The organism is Candidatus Tachikawaea gelatinosa, assembly GCF_000828815.1.
Taxonomy (GTDB): Bacteria; Pseudomonadota; Gammaproteobacteria; order Enterobacterales; family Enterobacteriaceae; genus Tachikawaea; species Tachikawaea gelatinosa.
Window position 1 is genome coordinate 374510 of sequence record NZ_AP014521.1, and the last position, 24582, is coordinate 399091.

The following is a 24582-nucleotide window of genomic DNA, read 5'->3' on the forward strand; positions in this document are numbered from 1 at the left end:
GAACTGCAAATGTCAGATAAAGATAAAATGCATTATTTTTTAAAGTTTTATAATAGTATTGCTAATTGTAATATATCATATGTTGAAAAAATTTATCAAAATTTTTTAAAGAATCCAGATTCTGTAAAAAGAGAATGGAACGTTTTTCTTAATTATATTTTAAAGAAAAATAAATGTTATGAAGAAAAAAAAAATATTTCATTACCTGCTAATAATATTTTATTACAAAAAGAAAAAATTTTTAAAATGATTAACAATTTTCGTATTTTTGGACATCTAATATCTAATATTGATCCATTAAATTTATTAAAACAGAAAAATATTAATGTTCTTGATTTATCTTTTTATCAATTTTCAGAAGAAGATTTAAAAAAAAAACTTAATATTAATATATTTTCTAATCAAGAAAAAAAAATAAATATTATTGATATTTATAACATTTTAAAAAAAGTTTATTGTAAAGATATTGGCATAGAATATATGCATCTTCTTGATGAAGAACAAAAAGAATGGATCCAAAAAAAAATTGAAGGATCATATAAAAATAATTTTTTTTCTTCTGAAGAACAAATATTTTTTTTAGAAAAACTAATTGAAACAGAAGAACTAGAAAAATATCTAAATAATAAATTTCCAGGAGCAAAAAGATTCTCAATTGAAGGTGGAGAATCAATAATGCTTATTTTACATGAAATAATTAAAAGTTCACATAAATATAATATTTATAAAATATTTTTAGGTATGGCACATCGTGGCAGATTAAATGTTTTGGTTAATGTATTAGGAAAAGAAATAGAAGATTTAATAAAAGAGTTCAAGGGGAAAAATAATTTTTTTGGTAGTGGAGACGTTAAATATCATATGGGTTTTACATCTTCTATTGAAGAATACGATCAAAAAATACGTGTTAATCTTGCTTATAATCCTTCGCATTTAGAAATAGTTAATCCCGTTGTTATAGGTTCTGCACGTGCATGTTTAGATTTTTTTATGAATACTGGAAAAGTTATTAATGTCTTACCTGTTAATATTCATGGAGATGCATCTATAATATCTCAAGGAGTAGTACAAGAAACTTTAAATATGTCACAAATAGAAGGTTATAAAGTAGGGGGTACTATCCACATAGTAATAAATAATCAATTAGGTTTTACTTCTAACGTAAATGATACACGTTCTACACTATACTGTACTGATATAGCAAAAATGCTTCAATCACCTATTTTTCACGTTAATGCAGATAACCCAGAAGCAGTAGTTTTAGCAACTAAATGGGCAATTGAATATCGTATGTTTTTTAAATGTGATGTTTTTATAGATTTAGTATGTTATCGTCGATATGGACATAACGAAGCAGATGAACCTAGTGTTACTCAACCGATAATGTATGAAAAAATAAAAAAACATCCTACGGTATGTGAAATTTATTTTAATTATTTAAAACAAACAAATGTAATTGATCAACATAAAATGTATCAAATTAAAAATAATTATAAAAAAAAATTATTAGATGAATCATGTATTGTAAAAAAAAGTAATATTGAAAAAACAATATTAAAGAAATCATTTAATCAAGTTTCAGATGGTATTGAACAAAATTTATCGAAAGAATATTTAAAAAAACTAGGTAAATCTATTTTTTCCTTACCTCATACGTTAAAAATACATCCTTTAGTTGCTAAAATATATCAAAGTAGATATAAAATGGTAGAAGAAAAAAGAATGTTTGATTGGGGAACAGCTGAAGCTCTTGCTTATGCTACTTTATTAGATTGTGGTATTTCTATACGTTTATCAGGAGAAGACTCTTGTCGAGGAACTTTTTTTCATCGTCATGCAGTAATTTATGATCAAAAACAAGAAACAAAATATATACCATTACAAAACATTAAAAAAAAACAAGGAAAATTTCAAATATGGAACTCTATTTTATCTGAAGAAGCTGTATTAGCATTTGAATATGGATATTCATTGAGTATGATAAAAAGTTTAACTATTTGGGAAGCACAGTTCGGAGATTTTTCCAATGGGGCTCAAGTAGTTATTGATCAATTTATTAGCTCTGGAGAACAAAAATGGGGAAAACTATCTAATTTAGTTATTTTATTACCACATGGCTATGATGGACAAGGCCCAGAACATTCTTCTTCTCGTTTGGAACGTTATCTACAACTTTGTGCTGAAAATAATATTATTGTATGTTTTCCATCAACACCATCTCAATTTTATCATCTATTACGTCGTCAAATTATTGAAAAAAAATATAAACCGTTAATTGTTTTATCACCTAAATCTCTACTTAGACATCCTTTATCAGTGTCTTCAATACATGAACTATCAAGAGATAGTTTTCAGATGGTTATTGACGAAGTAGATAATTTAACTATTAATCAAGTAAAACGAATAATTTTTTGTTCTGGAAAAATATATTATGATCTGTTAGAAGAGCGTAGAAAACAAAATAAAAAAAATATTATTATTATTCGAATTGAACAATTATATCCTTTTCCATTACAGATAATTAATAATTTATTTAAGAAATATATACATATTCACGATTATATTTGGTGCCAAGAAGAACCAAAGAACCAAGGAGCATGGTATTATATTCAAAATATCTTAAAAAAATTTTTTCTAAAAACGTCATGTTCTTTGCGTTATATAGGTCGATATTCATCCGCTTCTCCAGCTACTGGATCTATTTTAATTCATACTATTCAACAGAAAGAAATATTAGTAAAAGCGTTAAATATCAATTACTAAAAGGAAAAAACAACATAATGAGTCTCAAAAAGATTTTAGTTCCTGATCTTCCAGAATCTATTAACGTTGCCAAAATTATCAAATGGTATAAAAAAGTAGGACAAAAAATATTAAGTGAAGATATTTTAGTTTCTCTTGAAACAGATAAAGTTATTTTGGAAATATCTGCAGATTGTAATGGATTTTTAAAGGAAATTGTAAAAAAAGAAGGTGACAATGTTACTGCGAAAGAAATCATAGGATTTCTTACAAATGAAAATTTTGTAGAAAAAAATCAATATAAAAATTTAAAAAACATTAAAAAAAAAGAAAATAATAAAGTTTTAACAAAAGAAATAAAAAACGTTGATAGTCCTTCAGTACGAAGAATGCTTAGTAAAAATGAAATAGATATAAATCAAATAAATCAAAAAAATAAAAGTAATAGAATAACAAAAACTGATATAAGAGAATATTTGTTAGAAAAAGAAATTTCTTGTAAAGAGAATAATAGAAAGAAACGGCGTATTCCAATGACGTTTTTAAGAAAACGTATAGCAGAACGTTTATTAAGTGCTCAAAAAAATGCTGCAATTTTAACAACGTTTAATGAAGTTAATATGGAACCTCTGTTGAATTTTCGTGAGAAATACAGAAAAGTTTTTGAAAAAAAATATGAAATAAAGCTAGGATTGATGTCTTTTTTTATGAAAGCTTCAGTTATTGCTTTAAAACGTTTTCCTAAAATAAATGCATCTATTGATAAATCAGATATAATTTTTTATGATTATTTTGATATTAATTTTGCTATTTCTACAAAAAATGGTTTAGTTGTTCCTATTTTAAAAAATGTAGATTTATTAAATTTAGTAGATCTAGAAAAAAGCATAAAAGAGATCATTAATAAAGCACATGAAGATAAGTTAAATATAGAAGATTTAATTAGTGGAAACTTTACCGTTACTAACGGAGGCGTTTTTGGATCTTTAATGTCTACTCCTATTATTAATCCTCCACAAAGCGCAATTTTAGCAATGCATGCTATTCAAGATCGTCCGGTAGTAAAAGAAAAAAAAATTCATATTTTACCTATGATGTATATTGCTTTATCTTATGATCATCGAATTGTGGATGGAAAAGAATCTATCGGATTTTTAATGACTATTAAAGAAATGATAGAAGACCCTATTCAACTTTTAATGAATTTTTAAGTATTATTTATTTTATAAAAGTAAATGAATAAAAAAAAAGATATAATTGTATTACAACTAAAACTAAATGATATATTTATGTATGTGTTTTAGAATTCTATCTTTTGATACTTCAACTGAACTTTGTTCAGTAGCTATTTTGAATAAAACAAAAGTTTATTATCGATCAGTAATAACTAATTACGATCATAATCAATTTATTTTGCCTTTAATCAATTATGTTTTAAAAAAATCAAATCTCAAATTGACAGAATTAGATGCTATAGCTTTTAGCCAAGGGCCTGGTAGTTTTACAGGGGTTCGTATTAGTGCAGCAGTAGCACAAGGATTAAGCATAGGATCCAATGTTCCAGTTATTGGCATTTCTGCATTAGAAACGATGGCTGAATCAGCTAAAAGAATTTTAAAAGCTAAAAAAATATTAGCAATGATTGATGCAAAAATGAACCAATTTTATTTATCACAATATCGCTATAGCAATAAATTACATAGTTTTAATAAAAAAGAACAATTAATAACTATACATGATTTGTTAAATTGGTTAAAAACATTAACAGGGACATGGGTAATAGTTGGAAATTCATGGCAAAAATTAATTGAAATTTTTAAAAAAAATAAAAAAAATAATATTACTTTCCAACAAAGTGATATTAAATTTCCTGATGCTTTTGATTCTTTAACTATAGCAAAAAGAAAATTTAAATTAGGTCAATTTATAACGTTAGAGAAAATATTACCAGTTTATTTAAATAATAATTTATTAAAGTAATAATAAAAAACCCGCAGATGCGGGTTTTTTATTATTCTGACTGTTAAGTTATTACAAACTGATAACGTTAGCAGCAGATGGACCTTTTGCACCGTCAGTAATTTCAAACTCAACACGTTGTCCTTCGGATAGAGTTTTGAAACCATTGCTTTGGATAGCAGAAAAATGTACAAAAACATCTTTACTACCATCTTCCGGAGTAATGAAACCGAATCCTTTTGATTCATTAAACCACTTAACGTTACCTTTAATTTTGGACATCTATATTACCTTTACATGAAAATAGACACTGAAAAATATGTCAACATATAGTAAATCAATTTTATTAAGTTTTGTCTAGTAAAATTAATAATTTTTATTAACTTTTAAGAAAAAAAGCTTAAAAAACAATATTTTTTTTTTTTTCTATACTAAAATGGAATATCATCATCAAAATCTATAGATTCTTTTTCTAAAGAAGACGATTCATCCTTAATTTTGTTTTGTTCAGAACTTTTTTCTTTTTTTGATAACTTATCCCAATTTTCATTATTACTAAAATGAGACTTATCTTGAGAATTATTTTGTCTATTTCCTCCTAAAATTTGCATAGTACTACCATTAATACTATTAATAATAATTTCTGTTATATAACGATCGTGATTATTTTGATCTTGCCATTTTCTTGTACGTAGTTGTCCTTCAATATATACTTGAGATCCTTTTTTTAAATATTCTCCAGCAATTTCTGCAAGTTTACCAAAAATAACTACACGATGCCATTCCGTTGTTTCACGATTTTCTCCTGTCTGTTTATCACGCCAATTCTCAGATGTTGCAACATTTAAATTAATTACAGCATTTCCATTTGGCATATAACGCAATTCAGGATCTTGTCCTAAATAACCCACTAAAATAACTTTATTTATACCTCTACCCATTTAGTTGTCCTAAAGTTTATATTTTAAATATTAGAAATATTATATTTTATATAATTTTTTTATTTTTAATCTAGTTTTCTTTTTTTTAATACTTGATACATTCATAAAATGAATGAATTTATTAAAATTATTTTAATATATAATGCGATTTATTTTCTGGTTGATAATTAATAAAAATTATTAAATTCATTATGCATGCACCTAATAATGATATAAATAAAATACGGAAAGAAAATACACTTAATGATCCTATTAAAACTAAAATATCAAAAAATATCTGTACAGCACCTGCACGTAATCCTATTTTTTCTTGTAAAAATAATGATAAAATATTTATACCACCTAAACTAGATTTATGACGAAATAAAATAATTAGACCCACTGCTATTAATATGTTTCCTAAAATAATTGCATAAAAAGGATTTATTATATAAAAACGAAAAAAAAATAAATGAAAATGAACAAAAATTGAAACTAACCCAACAGAAAAAAAAGTTTTTAATATAAATTCTATTCCCATAAATCGTAGTGCAAGAATATAGAAAGGTAAATTAATAATAAAAAAAATTTTACTGAAAGAAAAAGAACTAAACTTGCTAAAAATAAAAGCAATTCCAGCCATACTTCCAATAATTGCACCAACTTCTTTTAGAAAAGTAATTCCTAAGGAAATCATTATCGCGCCTAAAAAAATAGCTAAAAAATCTTCTATATAAGAAAATTGATAATGATTCTTAACAAGATTTTGCATAAAATTTCCAACATTAACATATTTTATGCAAAAATATAATTTATATAAAAAAAGTTATATAGATTACTTTAATATATTTATAATTTTTGTTGAATATTTATGAATAAAAATCAATCAATATATTGAGACATTGAAACATAATTATCAAAACGTGACCATTGACCATTAAAAGTAAGATTAATTTTTCCCACAGGACCATTTCTTTGTTTGCTAATAATAATTTCTGCAACACCTTTTAAGTCAGTATTTTCATGATAAACTTCATCACGATAAATAAACATAATTAAATCCGCATCTTGTTCTATAGACCCAGATTCTCTTAAATCAGAATTTACAGGACGTTTATTTGATCTTTGTTCAAGTGAACGATTAAGTTGTGATAACGCTACAATCGGAACATTTAATTCTTTTGCTAAAGCTTTTAAAGCTCGTGATATTTCAGTGATTTCTCTTGTTCTATTTTCAGATAAAGAAGGGACATGCATAAGTTGTAAATAATCCACCATGATTATACTTAATCCTTTATTTTCGCTATAAATTCTTCGTGATCTGGTACGAATTTCTATAGGAGTTAAGCTAGAAGAATCATCAATATATATATTTTTTTTTTCTAATAAAATATTAATAGTTGCAGAAATTCTTGACCAATCTTCGTCATCTAATTGTCCAGTACGAATTCTTGTTTGTTCAACACGAGAAAGTGATGATAAAATACGCATCATAATTTGTTCGCTAGACATTTCAAGACTAAAAATTAACACAGGTTTATCATATAACATGGCTATATTTTCACATAAGTTCATAGCAAAAGTTGTTTTTCCCATTGATGGTCGCGCTGCAACTATAATTAAATCAGAATACTGTAAACCTCCTGTTTTTTTATTTATATCAGGATAACCACAATCAATACCAGTAATTCCATTATTAGGATTTTTTAATAAAAATTCTATTTTAGATACAGTCTTTTCTAAAATTTGTTGAATATTCTTAGGACCTTCTTTTCTTAAACCTTTTGCACTATTTTCAGCAATATTAAAAATACTTAATTCCGCAAAATCAAGTAACTCTTCGACAGATTTTCCTTTCGGATGATACCCAGATTCTATAATCTTATGAGATACAGATATCATTTCACGTATAAGTGAACGTTCTCTTACTATTTTAGCATAAGTATCTATGTTAGCAGCACTAGGTATGTTCTTTGCTAATTCTGCAAGATATGAAAAGCCACCGATTATATCTAATTTTCCACATTTATCTAATGATTCAGAAATAGTAATTAAATCAATGGGTTTATTTTGATCTAAAAGTTTTTGCATTTCAGAAAAAATAAATTGATGTTGAAAACTAAAAAAATCTTTTTCTACTATATGTTCAATCACAACATCCCATTTTTCATTGTTGAGCATTAGCCCACCTAAAATAGATTGTTCTGCTTCTAAAGAATAAGGAAGTTGATTCATATTTTTTTTTAAAAAAAAATTATTTTTTGTTAAGTCACTAGAATGTTTTTTTTTTAACATAAAAACAAATTTGTTAAATATTAATTGTTAATAACTAGATTATATAATATCTAATTTTACTTAATAAAATAAATTAGAGTTAATCTTTTTTGAGAAAATAATGTACATTAATTGATGATATCAATTAATCAATAATATATACAAAACGTTTTAAATAATTTATTACTGATATAAATGATAAAAATAAAAAAATATTTTATTTTACTATATAATATTTTAATTTTAAAATAACTAATATTTTTAATAAAAAAAAGAACTTAGTTGTATAATTAAAATTTAATAATTATCTTTATTTAAAATAACGTGGAAAAATTTTATGTCACTTAGATATAAATATGTTTTTAAATTTTTAAAATTTTTAGCTTTTTTATTTATACGTAGTAAAATTGTTCCGTCTACTTTTAAAGTAAATAATTCCTTACCAACAGTTTATATTTTACCATCTCAATCAAAATTTAAATTGTTAATTTTGCGTGCTACATGCATAAAAAATAAATTACCGGATCCTTTAGATCCTTTATTAATTAATAATAAAATTTTTCCACGTTATTTTTTTTTGTATAAAAAAAAAATTTACTATAAATGTTTCAAAAATAAAATAAAAAAAATAAATAATATTGTACAAGATTTTTTAAAATTGCAAAAAATTTATCCAAAGATTAATATACAAATTGTACCTGTTTTAATAAATTTTGGACGCAACCCAAATATAAAAAATTTTTTAAATCATACATCTAAATTGAAAAATACTTTCAATATAATAAAAAATTTAATAAATGTTATTAAAAATGGAAGAAACACTTTTGTTTATTATTCGTCTGGTATTTTATTAAGTGATATTTTTTGCCGTTACTCAAAAAATAAAATGATGTATGAAAAACTGCAAAAGTTAGCAAATATATTTTTTATTCGTCAAAAAATTGCTTTAATAGGACCTACTCCAGTTAAAAAATCACAAATATTAAAAAAAATATTGTCCTCTAAAAAAGTTAAAAAAGCAATTAAAAATATTAATGAATGTAATAAAAACAAAGTAAATATAAAAAAAATAAAAAAAATTGTTCAGGAAATTTCTGCTAATGTTTCTTATACTTTTATTTGTCTGATAGATATTTTATTAAACTTTTTTTTTACAAAAGTATATAAAAAAATTTATATTTACAATTCTAATCAATTAAGAAAATTAGCGCACAATAGATATAATATTATTTATATTCCATGTCATCGTAGTCATATGGATTATTTATTGCTTTCTTATGTAATATATCATGAAGGACTTTCTATCCCATATATTGCTGCAGGAATTAATCTAAATTTTTGGCCTGCAGGAACTATTTTTCGCAAATTAGGTGCATTTTTTATACGTCGCACATTTAATAGCAATAAATTATATTTTTCGATTGTAAAGGAATATTTAAATATTTTATTAAAAAAAGGTCACTCCATTCAGTATTTTATAGAAGGAAAACGTTCGCGAACCGGGTTTTTTTTAAATCCTAAAACCGGTATGTTAAACATGACTATACAAGCTATTTTATCAAGTAATAATAATTCTATAGCTTTAGTACCAATATATATTGGATATGAAGATATTTTAGAAACAGAATCTTATCTAAATGAACTAAAAGGAAACAAAAAAGAGAAAGAAGGATTAAAAAAAACTGTTCATAGTTTTTTTCAATTACGTAATTTAGGAAACGTTTATATAAATTTTGGAAAACCATTACTGTTAATAACGTATTTAAATAAACATTTTCCTAATTGGCACAATAAACTTTTAAATCAACAAGAACCTATCTCACTAACATCTATTACTCAATATATTGCAAAAGTCTTAGCAATACGTATAAATCAAGCATGTATCATTAATCCAGTAAATTTTTGTGCAACAATATTATTAACTGCTAACAAAAATGAATTAAATAAAACAATTATTATTAATCAATTAAATTTTTATATATATATTTTTTGTACAATCTCACCTAATAACATTAATCAAAAAATTATTAATAAATATTATTCAGGAGAAAAATTGTTATTTTATTTTTTATCAAGAAATAAAATAACCATAAAAAAAAATATTAATCAACAAGAAGAAACAATTTTTTTATCTGAAAAACAAAAAAAATCAATGTTATATTACAAAAATAATATATATCATATATTAGCAATTCCATCATTACTTGCTTTAATTATTAAAAAAAATTTTGAAGTAGATGAAACAAAACTAATTTATCAGATATGTTTAATGTATCCTTTTTTAAAGAATCAGTTATTCTTACATTGGAATATAAATGAAATTCCTCAATTATTAAAAGAATTAAATAATAAATTTTTTAAAAAAAAAGTTTTTTTAAATAAAAATAAAAAAATAAAAATTAACATTTTGCATTATCATACAGCAAACATTCTTTCAAAAAATATTTCAGATATATTAGACTTCTATTTCATTGTTTTTTATATTTTTCTAAATAGTTCTTTAAGAAAACGTTATGAAATAGAAAAAAAATTTTTTTTAATAGCTCAAAACGTGTTTTTTTTATATCATAATTTTACTCTTGTAAAAAAAGTTTTTGATAAAACAACATTTTCAACTTTAATGACGACATTACGTGAAGAAAAATATATTAATAATAATTATGAAATTATTGATTTATTAAAAATGAAAAACATGTTTTTTATTCTAAAAAAGTTAATAAATAAAAACGTACAGAAATCTATAAAAAGTTATTTTTAGTATATACTCAAACTAAATTACATAATATTGTAACCAATTATTTAATAATAATTGACCATGACTGCGCCATGTAATGTAAGGAGAAAGTTTAGGGTTATCTTGGGGAAAATAATTACATGGAATTTCAGAAGGTATTTTATTTTCAATATCACGACGATATTCATTAAACAATGTTAAAGAGTCATACTCAGGATGACCAGTTACAAAAATAAAACGATCATCTTGACTAGTCATTAAATATATTTCTTTATTTTCTACTTCTGCAATAATTTTCAGTTTCTTATTTTTAATAATATGTGATTTTGAAAAATCAGCATAACGAGAATGAGGTACGAAAAAATATTCATCAAACCCTTTAGTTAATAAATGATTATGGTGAATTATTACATGTTTATAGATACCAAATAATTTTTTTTTTCTAATCTTCTTAGGTATATTATATAAAATTTTCAATGCAGCTTGTGCTGACCAACAAAACAACAATGTTGATTTTATATGCTTTTTTATCCATTTAAAAAAAAGTTTTATTTCTTTCCAATAACTAACTTCACTAAAGTCTAATAAACCAAAGGGAGCACCTGTAATAATTAATCCATCAAAAAAATAACTTTTAATGTCTTCAAATTTATCATAAAAATTATGAAAATGTTCTATTGATGTATATTTTGACGTTCTATTTCCAATATATAAAAATCTTACATTTATATCTAAAGGAAAATTAGATAACAAACGAATAAACTGATTTTCAGTTTCTATTTTTTTTGGCATTAGGTTTAAAATTAATATTTTTATTACAGAAAATTTTTTTATATTTTTGTCACAAATAGTTTTTATCAAAATATTTTCTTTTTTTAAAAAATTTATAGCTGGTAAATTTTTTAGCACTCTTACTGACATATTTTTTTATTTACCTTAAAAATTATAGTTTTTACTAAATCTGTTTAAATTTTTAACTATAAAAAAACAGGGGCAGGGGGACTCGAACCCTCAACTTTCGGTTTTGGAGACCGATGCTCTACCAAATTGAACTATACCCCTATTACTTAATGGCGGTGCGGACGGGTTTCGAACCCGCGACCCCCGGCGTGACAGGCCGGTATTCTAACCAGCTGAACTACCGCACCTTTTAAAACTGCTAAATTATACAGGAATAAAGTATTGTTTTAAACCATAAAATCAATAAAAAACAAGAATTAGTTTTACTTGGCAAATTCCTACTCTCACATGGGGAGACCCCACACTACCATCGGCGCCATAGTGTTTCACTTCTGAATTCGAAATGGGATCAGGTGGTACCACTACGCTATTTTTACCAAGTAAAACATAAATAGATTCTTATCTATATCATTTATAGTAAGCGAACAACATTTCTGCAAATCAAAATAACATAAAAAATTTTTGATGTTGTAAGATTAAGCCTCACGGGTCATTAGTACTAGTTAGCTCAACGTATCGCTACGCTTACACACCTAGCCTATCAACGTCGTTGTCTTCAACGTCCCTTCAGGACTCTCTTAGAGTCAGGGAGAACTCATCTTAGGGCAAGTTTCGTGCTTAGATGCTTTCAGCTCTTATCTTTTCCGTACTTAGCTACCGGGCAATGCCATTGGCATGACAACCCGAACACCAGCGGTACGTTCACTTCGGTCCTCTCGTACTAGAAGCAACCCCCTTCAATTCTCCTACGCCCACGGCAGATAGGGACCGAACTGTCTCACGACGTTCTAAACCCAGCTCGCGTACCACTTTAAATGGCGAACAGCCATACCCTTGGGACCTACTTCAGCCCCAGGATGTGATGAGCCGACATCGAGGTGCCAAACACCGCCGTCGATATGAACTCTTGGGCGGTATTAGCCTGTTATCCCCGGAGTACCTTTTATCCGTTGAGCGATGGCCCTTCCATTCGGAACCACCGGATCACTAAGACCTGCTTTCGCATCTGCTTGCGTTGTCACGCTCGCAGTTAAGCCAGCTTATGCCTTTGCACTAAACTTACGATTTCCGACCGTAATTAGCTGACCTTTGTGCTCCTCCGTTACTCTTTAGGAGGAGACCGCCCCAGTCAAACTACCCACCAGACACTGTCTGCACTCCGGATGACGGAGTAACATTAGAATATTCAACATTAAAGGGTGGTATTTCAAGGACGGCTCCATATAAACTAGCGTTTATACTTCATAGCCTCCCACCTATCCTACACATCGATGTTCAATCTTCAATATCAAGCTATAGTAAAGGTTCACGGGGTCTTTCCGTCTTGCCGCGGGTACACTGCATCTTCACAGCCATTTCAATTTCACTGAGTCTCGGGTGGAGACAGCCTAGCCATCATTACGCCATTCGTGCAGGTCGGAACTTACCCGACAAGGAATTTCGCTACCTTAGGACCGTTATAGTTACGGCCGCCGTTTACCGGGGCTTCGATCAAGAGCTTTTCTTTTAGAAAAAAAAAAGATAACCCCATCAATTAACCTTCCGGCACCGGGCAGGCGTCACACCGTATACGTCCACTTTCGTGTTTGCACAGTGCTGTGTTTTTAATAAACAGTTGCAGCTAGCTATTATCTTCGGCTAGTTTCAGCTTAAAGAGCATGTCTTTTTACTTACTTCTAGCGTGCCTTCTCCCGAAGTTACGGCACCATTTTGCCTAGTTCCTTCACCCGAGTTCTCTCAAGCGCCTTAGTATTCTCTACCTAACTACCTGTGTCGGTTTGTAGTACGGTTCTATATTATCTGAAGCTTAGAAGATTTTCTTGGAAGCATGGCATTAATTACTTCAATTCCTAAGAATTTCGTCATCACACCTCAGTTTTTATTTTTCGGATTTTCCTGAAAAATTAACCTACATGTTTAAACCGAGATTTCCAACACTCGGCTAATCTAGCCTTCTCCGTCCTTTCATCGCAATAATATAAAGTACAGGAATATTAACCTGTTTTTCCATCGATTACGCTTTTCAGCCTCACCTTAGGATTCGACTTACCCTTTTCTGATTAACATCGAAAAGGAAACCTTAGTCTTTCGGCGAATGGGTTTCTCACCCATTTTATCGTTACTCATGTCAGCATTCGCACTTCTGATACTTCCAGTAAATTTCACAACTTACCTTCTTCAGCTTACAGAACGCTCCTCTACCCAACAAAATTATTTGTTGCCGCAGCTTCGGTACATAATTTAGCCCCGTTACATCTTCCGCGCAGGCTGACTCGACCAGTGAGCTATTACGCTTTCTTTAAATGATGGCTGCTTCTAAGCCAACATCCTGGCTGTTTAAGCCTTCCCACATCGTTTCCCACTTAATTATGACTTAGGGACCTTAGCTGGCGGTCTGGGTTGTTTCCCTTTCCACAACGGACGTTAGCACCCGCTGTGTGTCTCCCGTAATAACATTCTTTGGTATTCGGAGTTTGCATTGGATTGGTAGGCTGGAGTAGCCCCCTAGCCAAAACAGTGCTCTACCCCCAAAGATGAGTTTACGAGGCGCTACCTAAATAGCTTTCGAGGAGAACCAGCTATCTCCCGGTTTGATTGGCCTTTCACCCCTAACCACAAGTCATCCACTAATTTTTCAACATTAGTTGGTTCGGTCCTCCAGTTAGTATTACCTAACCTTCAACCTGCTCATGGTTAGATCACCGGGTTTCGGGTCTACATCCTACAACTTAACGCCCAGTTAAGACTCGGTTTCCCTACGGCTCCCTTATACAGTTAACCTTGCTATAGAATATAACTCGCTGACCCATTATACAAAAGGTACGCAGTCACATTATAAAAAAAATGCTCCTACTGCTTGTACGTATACGGTTTCAGTATCTTTTCACTCCCCTTTAGGGGTTCTTTTCACCTTTCCCTCACGGTACTAGTTCACTATCGGTCAATCAGGAGTATTTAGCCTTGGAGGATGGTCCCCCCGTATTCAAACAGGATATCACGTGTCCCGTTTTACTCATTGAGTACACAAATTATATGTTTTTATATACGAGACTATCACTCTGTATCGTGTGATTTTCCAAACACTTCTACTAACAAAATAATTTGATAAAACTCTGGGCTTTTCCCCTTTCGCTCGCCACTACTAAGGGAATCTCAATTGATTTCTTTTCCTCAGGATACTTAGATGTTTCAGTTCTCCTGGTTTGCTTCATTATATTATATATTCGTATAATGATGATGTATGTTACTACATCGGGTTTCCCCATTCGGACACTACCGGTTATTAACGGATCTTATCGCCTTACCGATTCTTTTCGTAGATAAGCACGTCCTTCATCGCCTCTGATTGCCAAGGCATCCCCCGTATACGCTTAATTGCTTAATCTTACAACTCAAAAATTTCTTTTTAATATGTTGTATGCTATTCAACATTTATCTATACAGCGTTTTTTGTTGAATATTTTGATTTGCCAAAAATGTTAAAGATCATTGTGGTGGAGCCAGGCGGAATCGAACCGCCGACTTCCTGCGTGCAAGGCAGGTGCTCTACCTGCTGAGCTATAGCCCCAAATTAGGCTTGAGTGGACTTGAACCACCGACCTCACCCTTATCAGGGGTGTGCTCTAACCAACTGAGCTACAAGCCTGAACATTTACTAAATAATTTGTTGTGAGCACTTTTCAGGAATACCTTTTAACAAAGTTAAGGAGGTAATCCAACCGCAGGTTCCCCTACAGTTACCTTGTTACGACTTCACCCCAGTCATGAATCACAAAGTGGTAAGCACCATCCCGAAGGTTAAGTAACTTGCTTCTTTTGCAATCCACTTCCATGGTGTGACGGGCGGTGTGTACAAGGCCCGGGAACGTATTCACCGTGGCGTTCTGATCCACGATTACTAGCGATTCCGACTTCATGGAGTCGAGTTGCAGACTCCAATCCGGACTAAGACGTATTTTATAAGATTTGCTAGCTCTTACGAGATTGCTACTTTTTGTATACGCCATTGTAGCACGTGTGTAGCCCTGGTCATAAGGGCCATGATGACTTGACGTCATCCTTACCTTCCTCCGGTTTATCACCGGCAGTTTCCTTTAAGTTCCCGGCCGAACCGATGGCAAAAAAGGATAAGGGTTGCGCTCGTTGCGGGACTTAACCCAACATTTCACAACACGAGCTGACGACAGCCATGCAGCACCTGTCTCACGGTTCCCGAAGGCACTTCTATATCTCTATAAAATTCCGTGGATGTCAAGACCAGGTAAGGTTCTTCGCGTTGCATCGAATTAAACCACATGCTCCACCGCTTGTGCGGGCCCCCGTCAATTCATTTGAGTTTTAACCTTGCGGCCGTACTCCCCAGGCGGTCGACTTAATGCGTTAGCTTCGAAAACTACAGGTCATGCCCACAATTTTCAAGTCGACATCGTTTACAGCATGGACTACCAGGGTATCTAATCCTGTTTGCTCCCCATGCTTTCGCACCTGAGCGTCAGTATTCATCCAGGGGGTCGCCTTCGCCACTGGTATTCCTCCAGATATCTACGCATTTCACCGCTACACCTGGAATTCTACCCCCCTCTATGAGACTCTAGTTTATCAGTTTCAAATGCCATTCCTAAGTTAAGCTCAGGGATTTCACATCTGACTTAATAAACCGCCTACGTGCTCTTTACGCCCAGTAATTCCGATTAACGCTCGCACCCTCCGTATTACCGCGGCTGCTGGCACAGAGTTAGCCGGTGCTTCTTTTGCACGTAACGTCATGTATCAAACGTATTATATTTGATATTTTTCTTTCGTGCTGAAAGTACTTTACAACCCGAGGGCCTTCTTCATACACACGGTATAGCTGCATCAGGCTTGCGCCCATTGTGCAAGATTCCCCACTGCTGCCTCCCGTAGGAGTCTGGACCGTGTCTCAGTTCCAGTGTGGCTGATCATCCTCTCAGACCAGCTAGAGATCGTCGCCTAGGTGAGCCTTTACCCCACCTACTAGCTAATCTCGTCTGGGTTCATTTAATAACATAAGGTTATTATTTGTTAAAATAATAATCCCCTACTTTGGTCTAAACGACATTATGCGGTATTAGCCATCATTTCTAATGGTTATCCCCCTTTATTAAGTAGATCCCCAGATTGTACTCACCCGTTCGCCACTCGCCGACAAAGAAGCAAGCTTCTTTTCGTTGCCGTTCGACTTGCATGTGTTAAGCTTACCGTTAGCGTTTAATCTGAGCCATGATCAAACCCTTCAATTTTTATTGACTTTTCTTTTAATTCATGTTTTTAAACTTACTATATAACGTAACTTTAACATGCATTAAAAATATCTGTTTTTATGAAGATATTTCCTTGAAAAATGCCCACACAAATTATTTAGTTAATTATAAAAGAACAAAATATTAGATTATTTAAATATAAACAACTTATATTACACGCTCTTTTTAAAGAGTCAATTTATTTTTATTATTTTGGTAAGATTTTTATAAATCTGTTATATTTTTATTTATAATAAATTTATTATATAATATGAGAATAATATGAAAAAAATATTAAGAATACGTAATGCATTAATTAGTGTTTTTGATAAAAAAAATATTTTTGAACTTTCAAATTTTCTTTTTAAAAAAAATATTAATTTAATGTCAACTGGTGGTACTTTTTCTTACTTAAAAAAAAAAGGTTTAAAAGTAAAAGAAATTTCTAAATATATAGAATTTCCTGAAATTTTAAATGGCAAAGTAAAAACGTTACATCCTAAAATACATGCAGGAATATTATGTAGAAAAGGTTATGACGATCATATCATAAAAAAATATTCTATTATTCCAATCGATATGGTTATAGTGAATCTTTATCCTTTTTCACAAATAAGTAAAATTAAAACATCTACTCTAGAAAATATAATAAATAATATTGATATTGGTGGTGTGAGCCTAATTCGTGCTGCAGCAAAAAATTATGAACACGTATTAGTAGTAACTAATTGTAACGATTACGATAAAATTATGTTAGAAATAGATTCTAACAATTTTATAAAACAAGATGTTTGTTTTGAATTTGCTAAAAAAGCTTTTCAATGTACTGCAAATTATGATTATAATATTTCAAATTATTTATATTCGATCAATAATAGTAAAAAATTTCCCCAGGATTTTAGTTTAAATTTTTCAAAAAAACAAGATCTTAGATATGGTGAAAATCCTCATCAAAAAGCTGCACTTTATATAGAGAAAAATTATATTTTGCCTTCTATAGTAACAGCAAAAAAAGTTCAAGGACAAAAACTTTCCTATAATAATATTTCAGATGTTAATGTTGCATTAGAATGTGTAAAAGAATTTTTAGAACCTACCTGCGTAATTGTTAAACATATGAATCCATGCGGTGTTTCAACACGGAAAACAATTTTAGAATCTTATAAAAATGCTTATTTAGCAGATCCCGTTTCAGCATTTGGAGGGGTAATTGCGTTTAATCGAGAATTAGATAAAGAAACTGCACAATGCATTCTAAAACAACAATTTGTTGAAGTTATTATTGCACCTAGTTTAACTAAAGAAGCCAAACAAATTATAGAAATAAAAAATAATATTCGTTTATTAGTTTATGGATTTTGGACAGATAATAATATTGCAGAAGCATTTGATTATAAAAAAGTTAATGGAGGTATTTTAATTCAAGATATTGATAATAAAAAAATAAATTTTAATGATATTAATATAGTAACTAAGAAAAAACCTAGCGATTATGAAATAGAAAACGCTTTTTTTTCTTGGAAAATAGTAAAATTTGTAAAATCTAATGCTATTGTTTGTGCTAAAAATTTACAAACAATAGGTATTGGTATAGGACAAACAAGTCGTGTTTTTTCTATAAAGATTGCAAATTTAAAAGCAATAGATGCAGGTTTTAATTTTGACAAATCAATTATGGCTTCTGATGCTTTTTTTCCTTTTAGAGATAGTATAGATTTGGCAGCATCTTTTGGTATCACTTGTATTATACAACCTGGGGGTTCTATACGAGATAATGAAATAATTAATGCTGCAAATGAACATAATATTTCTATGATTTTTACACATATTCGTCATTTTAAACATTGATATTTTAATAAAATACAAATATAGAAATGAAAATTTTAATTATTGGTAACGGTGGCCGAGAACATGCTTTAGCATGGAAGATACAACAATCATATTTAGCAAAAAAAGTTTTTATTGCTCCGGGTAATGGAGGGACTCAATTAGAAAAAAAAATTTTTAATATAGATATTCCTGTAACAAATATTAACGCACTAGTTATGTTTGCAAAAAGAGAAAAAATACATTTAACTATCGTAGGATCAGAAATACCACTAAATATGGGTATCGTTGATGCTTTTGTTAAACATGGTTTAAAAATATTTGGCCCTACTAAAAAAGCTGCACAACTAGAAAGTTCTAAATTATTTGGAAAAAAATTTCTATTAAAATATAAAATTCCCACTGCTCGTTATAAGTTTTTTGATGAACCAAAATCTGCTATAAATTTTGTAGAAAAGATACGTTGCCCTATTGTTATAAAAGTAGATGGATTAGCTGCTGGAAAAGGTGTAATGATTGTTCATTCAATTCATGAAGCAAAAAATACAATTGAAAAAATCATGGTTCATAAAATATTTGGTAATGCTGGCAAAATAATTCTTATAGAAGAATTTATTTTGGGAGAAGAAGTTAGTTTTATTGGTATAATTGACGGTAAGGTTTTTCTTCCTGTAGCAATGAGTCAAGATCATAAAAGAATTGGAGAGAACGATTCTGGCGCAAATACCGGAGGTATGGGAGCTTATTCTCCTGTACCCTTTGTAACAAAAAAAATTTATAAAAATATTATAAAAAATATATTAACACCTACTCTTAAAGGATTACGTAAAGAAAAAATTTTTTATACTGGTTTTTTATATATAGGTTTAATGATTAATAAATTTGGTTATTCAAAAGTAGTAGAGTTTAATTGTCGATTAGGTGATCCTGAAACTCAAGTTATTTTAATACGACTTCGTTCAGATTTATTAAAAATATTAATAGAAGCTATTAACCATAATCTTTATCAAAAATTTTTAGTTTGGAATTATAAAGTAGCAATTTGTACTATTATTGCAAGTAGGGACTATCCAAATAAAGTTCATGTTGGTGAAATTATTCAAGGATATCCTCAAAAAACCCCTAATGATATAAAGATTTTTCATTCCAGTACAATGATAAATAAAAAAAATTTATTGGTAACTACTGGAGGACGAGTTTTATGTGTTACAGCTTTAGGAAAAAATATTATAATAGCAAAAAAAAACGTTGATATTTTTTTAAAAAAAATTTATTGGGAAAACAGTTTTTTTAGAAGAGATATTGGATTTCGTATAATTAAAAATTAATATTTTTTAAAAAATTTTATTTATAAAAAATGAGTATTTAATAAATGAATAAAATTTTATTTCAGTAAAAATCTAACTTTTGCTAAATATTATATGAAAAATAACTAAAATTTTGGTAAAAATTATTATAAATTAATTTATAATGTTAAATTAAAGTTATAATTTTATATTACTAATAAGCACTAGATTTTTATAAAAATAAATTTTATATCTACTAATTTTTTTCAATAAAACATATGAGTAATAAAAGTGTTTTGTACAGGATTATAAGATTATATTAAACTTTTATCTATTTATTAACAGAACCCTTGAACAGGGGGGTTCTGTTATTTTTATTATTCAGGCTTATCTATAGCAATATTAGCGTTAAGCAATTCAGATAAATTACTTGATGCTTCGTCGACAGTTATTGGTTGTTTTGTAAAAGATTTTTTTTCTTTGTTTAATCTACGTTTTTTTCTATTTTTATGATATGAATATCCTGTTCCTGCAGGAATTAAACGACCAACAATAACGTTTTCTTTTAAACCTCTTAACTCATCATATTTTCCAGCTACTGCTGATTCAGTTAAAACTCTAGTTGTTTCTTGAAATGACGCTGCAGAAATAAACGATTCAGTTGCTAAAGATGCTTTAGTAATACCTAATAAATCTCGTTTATAAGTGATTGGTACTTGATTGTTTTCTTTAAGTTCTTTATTAAGAATTTTTACGCGAGAAACTTCTACCTGTTCTCCTTCAAGTAAACTAGAATTACCTGAACTAATTACTGTAGCTTTTCTTAACATCTGACGTACAATTACTTCAATATGTTTATCATTTATTTTTACGCCTTGAAAACGATATACATCTTGTACTTCATTAACAACATATCGTGTAACTGCATGTACTCCTCTTAAACGTAAAATGTCATGAGGTGATTCTGGTCCATCAGAAATTATATCACCTTTTTCTACACGCTCCCCTTCAAAAACATTTAATTGACGCCATTTTGGAATCATTTCTTCATATGGTTCATCATTGTTCAATGGAGTAATAACTAATCTTCTTTTTCCTTTCGTTTCTTTTCCAAAAGATATTAAACCACTAATTTCTGCTAAAATTGCTGGTTCTTTTGGTCGACGTGCTTCAAATAAATCAGCAACTCTTGGTAATCCACCTGTAATATCTTTAGTTCCAACTGATTCTTGAGGAATTCTTGCTAATGTATCACCAGCACTAATTTTTGAACCGTTTTCTAATTGAACAATTGCTTTTCCAGGTAAAAAATATTGAGCGGGCATATCTGATCCAGTAAAACATATATCTTCTTCCAGATCATTAACAATTTTTAGAGCAGGTCGAAGATCTTTACCTAAAGCAGTTCTTTCTGATGTATCTAAAATAACTAATGAAGATAATCCAGTTAATTCATCAGTTTGACGTACAATACTTTGACCATCAATCATATCTACAAATTTAATAAAACCGTTTACTTCATTAATCACTGGCATAGTATGAGGATCCCAATTAGCAATAATTTCACCTGCATAACTATGCATTCCATCACCTTTTTCCATAATAGCACCATATGGAAGTTTATAACTTTCTTTTGTTCTACCAAAATCATCTAACATTTTTAATTCAACATTTCTAGAAGTAATAACAAATTTTCCATCAGAATTGATAACTGATTTAGCATTTATAAGTTTTATTTTCCCTTTATTTTTTACTTGAATGCTTGATTCAGCCGCAGATCTTGAAGCAGCACCTCCTATATGAAAAGTACGCATAGTTAATTGTGTTCCAGGTTCTCCAATAGATTGTGCAGCGATTACTCCTATTGCTTCACCTTTATTAATAATATGCCCTCGCGCTAAATCACGACCATAACAATAAGCACAAACTCCAAAACTAGTTTCGCAACTAACTACTGATCTTACAAAAACGCTATCAATAGTATTTTTTTCTAAAACATCACACCAGTATTCATCTAATAAAACATTTCTTTCAATGAGAACATGTTTATGATTAATTGGATGAACAACAATTTTTGCAGTCATTCTTCCTAAAACACGTTCTCTTAAAGATTCTTTTACATCTCCACCTTCAATTAACGGTGTCATCATAATGCCTTCGTGGGTACCGCAATCATCTTTGGTAACAACTAAATCTTGTGCAACATCAACTAAACGGCGAGTTAAATAACCAGAATTAGCAGTTTTTAACGCTGTGTCTGCCAATCCTTTTCTTGCACCATGTGTTGAAATAAAATATTGTAAGACGTTTAATCCTTCACGAAAATTAGCAGTAATCGGTGTTTCAATAATTGATCCATCAGGTTTTGCCATTAAACCACGCATTCCAGCTAGTTGACGAATTTGAGCAGCTGAACCACGTGCACCAGAATCTGCCATCATAAATATACTATTAAAAGAAACTTGTTTTTCTTTTTCTTTTTTAGCATTGATCACTATTTCGTTAGAAAAATTTTTCATCATTGCTGATGCTACACATTCATTTGCAGAAGCCCAAATATCAATAACTTTATTATATCTTTCACCAGCAGTTACTAATCCAGATTGAAACTGTTTTTGAATTTCTCTTACTTCTTTTTCAGCTTCGAAAAGAATACTTGTTTTTTTATGAGGTATAACCATATCATCTATTCCAACAGAAGCTCCTGAACGTGCTGCGTAACTAAATCCGGTATACATTACTTTATCAGCAAAAGTAACGGTAGATTTTAATCCTAAAATACGATAACAAGTATTTAACATTTTAGAAATATCTTTTTTTCCTAAAGTTTGATTTACTAGATGATATGGTAAACCTTTAGGAACAATCATCCATAAAATTGCACGACCTATAGTAGTTTTTACTAATTTTTTTGTTTTTAAAAAAGATTTACTATTTGCTATATATTTATATTCATTAATACGTACTGTAACACGTGCGTGTAACTCAGCTATATGCATACGATAAACACGTTCTGCTTCTTTCGATCCATTTAATATCATACCCTCTCCTTGTGCATTAACTTTTTCACGTGTCATATAATACAAACCTAATACTACATCTTGTGATGGTACAATAATAGGTTCTCCATTTGCTGGAGAAAGAATATTATTAGTAGACATCATTAAAGCACGAGCTTCTAATTGTGCTTCTAATGTTAACGGAACATGGACGGCCATTTGATCACCGTCAAAATCAGCGTTATAAGCAGCACATACCAAAGGATGAAGTTGTATAGCTTTTCCTTCTATTAAAATTGGTTCAAATGCTTGTATACCTAAACGATGAAGAGTTGGAGCACGATTAAGCAAAACAGGATGTTCTTTAATAATTTCATCCAAAACATCCCAAACTATTGCATCTTCTCTTTCAACCATTTTTTTAGCTGCTTTAATAGTTGTAGCTATACCTCTTAATTCAAGTTTTCCATAAATAAATGGTTTAAAAAGTTCTAAAGCCATTTTTTTTGGTAAACCACATTGATGTAAACGTAAATACGGACCAACTGTAATAACAGAACGTCCTGAATAATCAACACGTTTTCCTAATAAATTTTGACGAAATCTTCCTTGTTTACCTTTAATCATATCTGCTAAAGACTTTAGAGGTCGCTTATTAGAACCAGTAATTGAACGTCCACGACGCCCATTATCTAATAAAGCATCTACAGCTTCCTGTAACATACGTTTCTCATTACGAACTATAATATCTGGTGCAGCTAAATCTAGTAAACGTTTTAATCTATTATTACGATTTATTACGCGTCTATATAGATCGTTAAGATCAGAGGTTGCAAAACGTCCTCCATCTAATGGAACTAGAGGTCTTAAATCAGGAGGAAGAACAGGTAAAACTGCAAGAATCATCCATTCAGGTTTATTTCCAGAATAAATAAAAGATTCTAATATTTTGATACGTTTAGCTATTTTTTTTCTTTTAGTTTCTGAATTAGTTTCAATAAGTTCTTCATGTAAAGTTTGCGATTCTTGTTTCAAATCAATATTTTTTAATAAATCTTGTATTGCTTCAGCACCCATTTTTGCGCTAAACTCGTCACCAAACTCTTCTAAAGAATCAAGATATTGTTCTTCAGTAAGAATTTGGCATTTTTCAAGATTAGTCATTCCACTATTTATTACAACATAAGATTCAAAATATAAAACACGTTCTATATCACGTAACGGCATATCTAATAATAAACCAATACGTGAGGGCAAGGATTTTAAAAACCAAATGTGAGCAGTTGGAGAAGCAAGTTCAATATGTCCCATACGATCTCTGCGTACTTTTGTTTGCGTTACTTCTACCCCACATTTTTCACAAATTACTCCTCTATGTTTTAATCTTTTATATTTTCCACATAAACATTCATAATCTTTTACTGGTCCAAAAATTCTTGCACAAAATAAACCATCTCGTTCTGGTTTAAAAGTACGATAATTAATTGTTTCTGGTTTTTTTACTTCTCCAAAAGACCAAGATCGGATCATATCTGGTGAAGCTAAAGCAATTTTTATTGCATTAAATTCTTCATTTTTGTTTTGTGCTTTTAAAAACTTAATTAAGTCTTTCACTGATTA

General features: G+C 29.5%; 12 protein-coding genes, 4 tRNA genes and 3 rRNA genes. 6 read left to right on the top strand and 13 right to left on the bottom strand.

Annotated features, from left to right (window positions below; all coding sequences use genetic code 11):
- Positions 1 to 9: 9 nt before the first annotated feature.
- The 3 genes from TGUWTKB_RS01765 (at position 10) to tsaB (ending at position 4722) form a co-directional block, all read left to right on the top strand.
- Positions 10 to 2763, top strand: a complete 2754-nt coding sequence (locus TGUWTKB_RS01765) for a 2-oxoglutarate dehydrogenase E1 component (protein ID WP_041062987.1) — start codon at positions 10 to 12, stop codon at positions 2761 to 2763.
- Positions 2764 to 2780: 17 nt separating this feature from the next.
- Positions 2781 to 3953, top strand: a complete 1173-nt coding sequence (sucB, locus tag TGUWTKB_RS01770) for a dihydrolipoyllysine-residue succinyltransferase (protein ID WP_041062990.1) — start codon at positions 2781 to 2783, stop codon at positions 3951 to 3953.
- An 82-nt stretch (positions 3954 to 4035) separates the two neighbouring features.
- Complete coding sequence (gene tsaB, locus TGUWTKB_RS01775) at positions 4036 to 4722, top strand: tRNA (adenosine(37)-N6)-threonylcarbamoyltransferase complex dimerization subunit type 1 TsaB (protein ID WP_041062993.1); 687 nt, start codon at positions 4036 to 4038, stop codon at positions 4720 to 4722.
- A 51-nt stretch (positions 4723 to 4773) separates the two neighbouring features.
- On the opposite strand, the gene cspE is transcribed toward tsaB, so the two are convergent.
- The 4 genes from cspE to dnaB form a co-directional block, all read right to left on the bottom strand.
- Positions 4774 to 4983: a transcription antiterminator/RNA stability regulator CspE gene (cspE, locus tag TGUWTKB_RS01780; RefSeq protein ID WP_041062996.1), complete on the bottom strand. Its 210-nt coding sequence runs from the start codon at positions 4981 to 4983 to the stop codon at positions 4774 to 4776.
- Between the two features lie 149 nt (positions 4984 to 5132).
- A complete protein-coding gene (ssb, locus tag TGUWTKB_RS01785; protein WP_041062999.1) occupies positions 5133 to 5642 on the bottom strand; it encodes a single-stranded DNA-binding protein in 510 nt (169 codons plus the stop codon).
- A gap of 127 nt (positions 5643 to 5769) precedes the next feature.
- A complete protein-coding gene (locus TGUWTKB_RS01790; protein ID WP_041063002.1) occupies positions 5770 to 6393 on the bottom strand; it encodes a YitT family protein in 624 nt (207 codons plus the stop codon).
- 110 nt (positions 6394 to 6503) lie between these two features.
- Positions 6504 to 7856, bottom strand: a complete 1353-nt coding sequence (dnaB, locus tag TGUWTKB_RS01795; protein ID WP_052459585.1) for a replicative DNA helicase — start codon at positions 7854 to 7856, stop codon at positions 6504 to 6506.
- A 376-nt stretch (positions 7857 to 8232) separates the two neighbouring features.
- Here dnaB and plsB point away from each other — a divergent pair, with 376 nt between their 5' ends.
- Positions 8233 to 10653, top strand: a complete 2421-nt coding sequence (gene plsB, locus TGUWTKB_RS01800) for a glycerol-3-phosphate 1-O-acyltransferase PlsB (protein ID WP_041063008.1) — start codon at positions 8233 to 8235, stop codon at positions 10651 to 10653.
- 12 nt (positions 10654 to 10665) lie between these two features.
- On the opposite strand, the gene TGUWTKB_RS01805 is transcribed toward plsB, so the two are convergent.
- The 8 genes from TGUWTKB_RS01805 to TGUWTKB_RS01840 form a co-directional block, all read right to left on the bottom strand.
- Complete coding sequence (locus TGUWTKB_RS01805; protein ID WP_041063010.1) at positions 10666 to 11550, bottom strand: homoserine O-succinyltransferase; 885 nt, start codon at positions 11548 to 11550, stop codon at positions 10666 to 10668.
- A gap of 67 nt (positions 11551 to 11617) precedes the next feature.
- A tRNA-Trp gene (locus tag TGUWTKB_RS01810) sits at positions 11618 to 11691 on the bottom strand.
- A gap of 9 nt (positions 11692 to 11700) precedes the next feature.
- Positions 11701 to 11777 (bottom strand) — tRNA-Asp (locus TGUWTKB_RS01815).
- A 77-nt stretch (positions 11778 to 11854) separates the two neighbouring features.
- A 5S ribosomal RNA gene (gene rrf, locus TGUWTKB_RS01820) occupies positions 11855 to 11970 on the bottom strand.
- 91 nt (positions 11971 to 12061) lie between these two features.
- Positions 12062 to 14974 (bottom strand): 23S ribosomal RNA (locus tag TGUWTKB_RS01825).
- A gap of 107 nt (positions 14975 to 15081) precedes the next feature.
- A tRNA-Ala gene (locus TGUWTKB_RS01830) sits at positions 15082 to 15157 on the bottom strand.
- Positions 15158 to 15161: 4 nt separating this feature from the next.
- Positions 15162 to 15235: transfer RNA gene (locus TGUWTKB_RS01835), tRNA-Ile, on the bottom strand.
- Positions 15236 to 15292: 57 nt separating this feature from the next.
- Positions 15293 to 16850, bottom strand: a 16S ribosomal RNA gene (locus TGUWTKB_RS01840).
- The 16S, 23S and 5S rRNA genes sit together here with 4 tRNA genes alongside, the layout of an rRNA operon.
- Before the next feature lie 282 nt (positions 16851 to 17132).
- Between TGUWTKB_RS01840 and purH the strand changes: the two genes are divergently transcribed.
- Positions 17133 to 18698: a bifunctional phosphoribosylaminoimidazolecarboxamide formyltransferase/IMP cyclohydrolase gene (gene purH / locus TGUWTKB_RS01845; protein WP_041063012.1), complete on the top strand. Its 1566-nt coding sequence runs from the start codon at positions 17133 to 17135 to the stop codon at positions 18696 to 18698.
- A gap of 26 nt (positions 18699 to 18724) precedes the next feature.
- Positions 18725 to 20005: a phosphoribosylamine--glycine ligase gene (gene purD, locus TGUWTKB_RS01850; protein WP_041063014.1), complete on the top strand. Its 1281-nt coding sequence runs from the start codon at positions 18725 to 18727 to the stop codon at positions 20003 to 20005.
- Positions 20006 to 20340: 335 nt separating this feature from the next.
- On the opposite strand, the gene rpoC is transcribed toward purD, so the two are convergent.
- Positions 20341 to 24576, bottom strand: a complete 4236-nt coding sequence (rpoC, locus tag TGUWTKB_RS01855) for a DNA-directed RNA polymerase subunit beta' (protein WP_041063017.1) — start codon at positions 24574 to 24576, stop codon at positions 20341 to 20343.
- Positions 24577 to 24582: the final 6 nt, after the last annotated feature.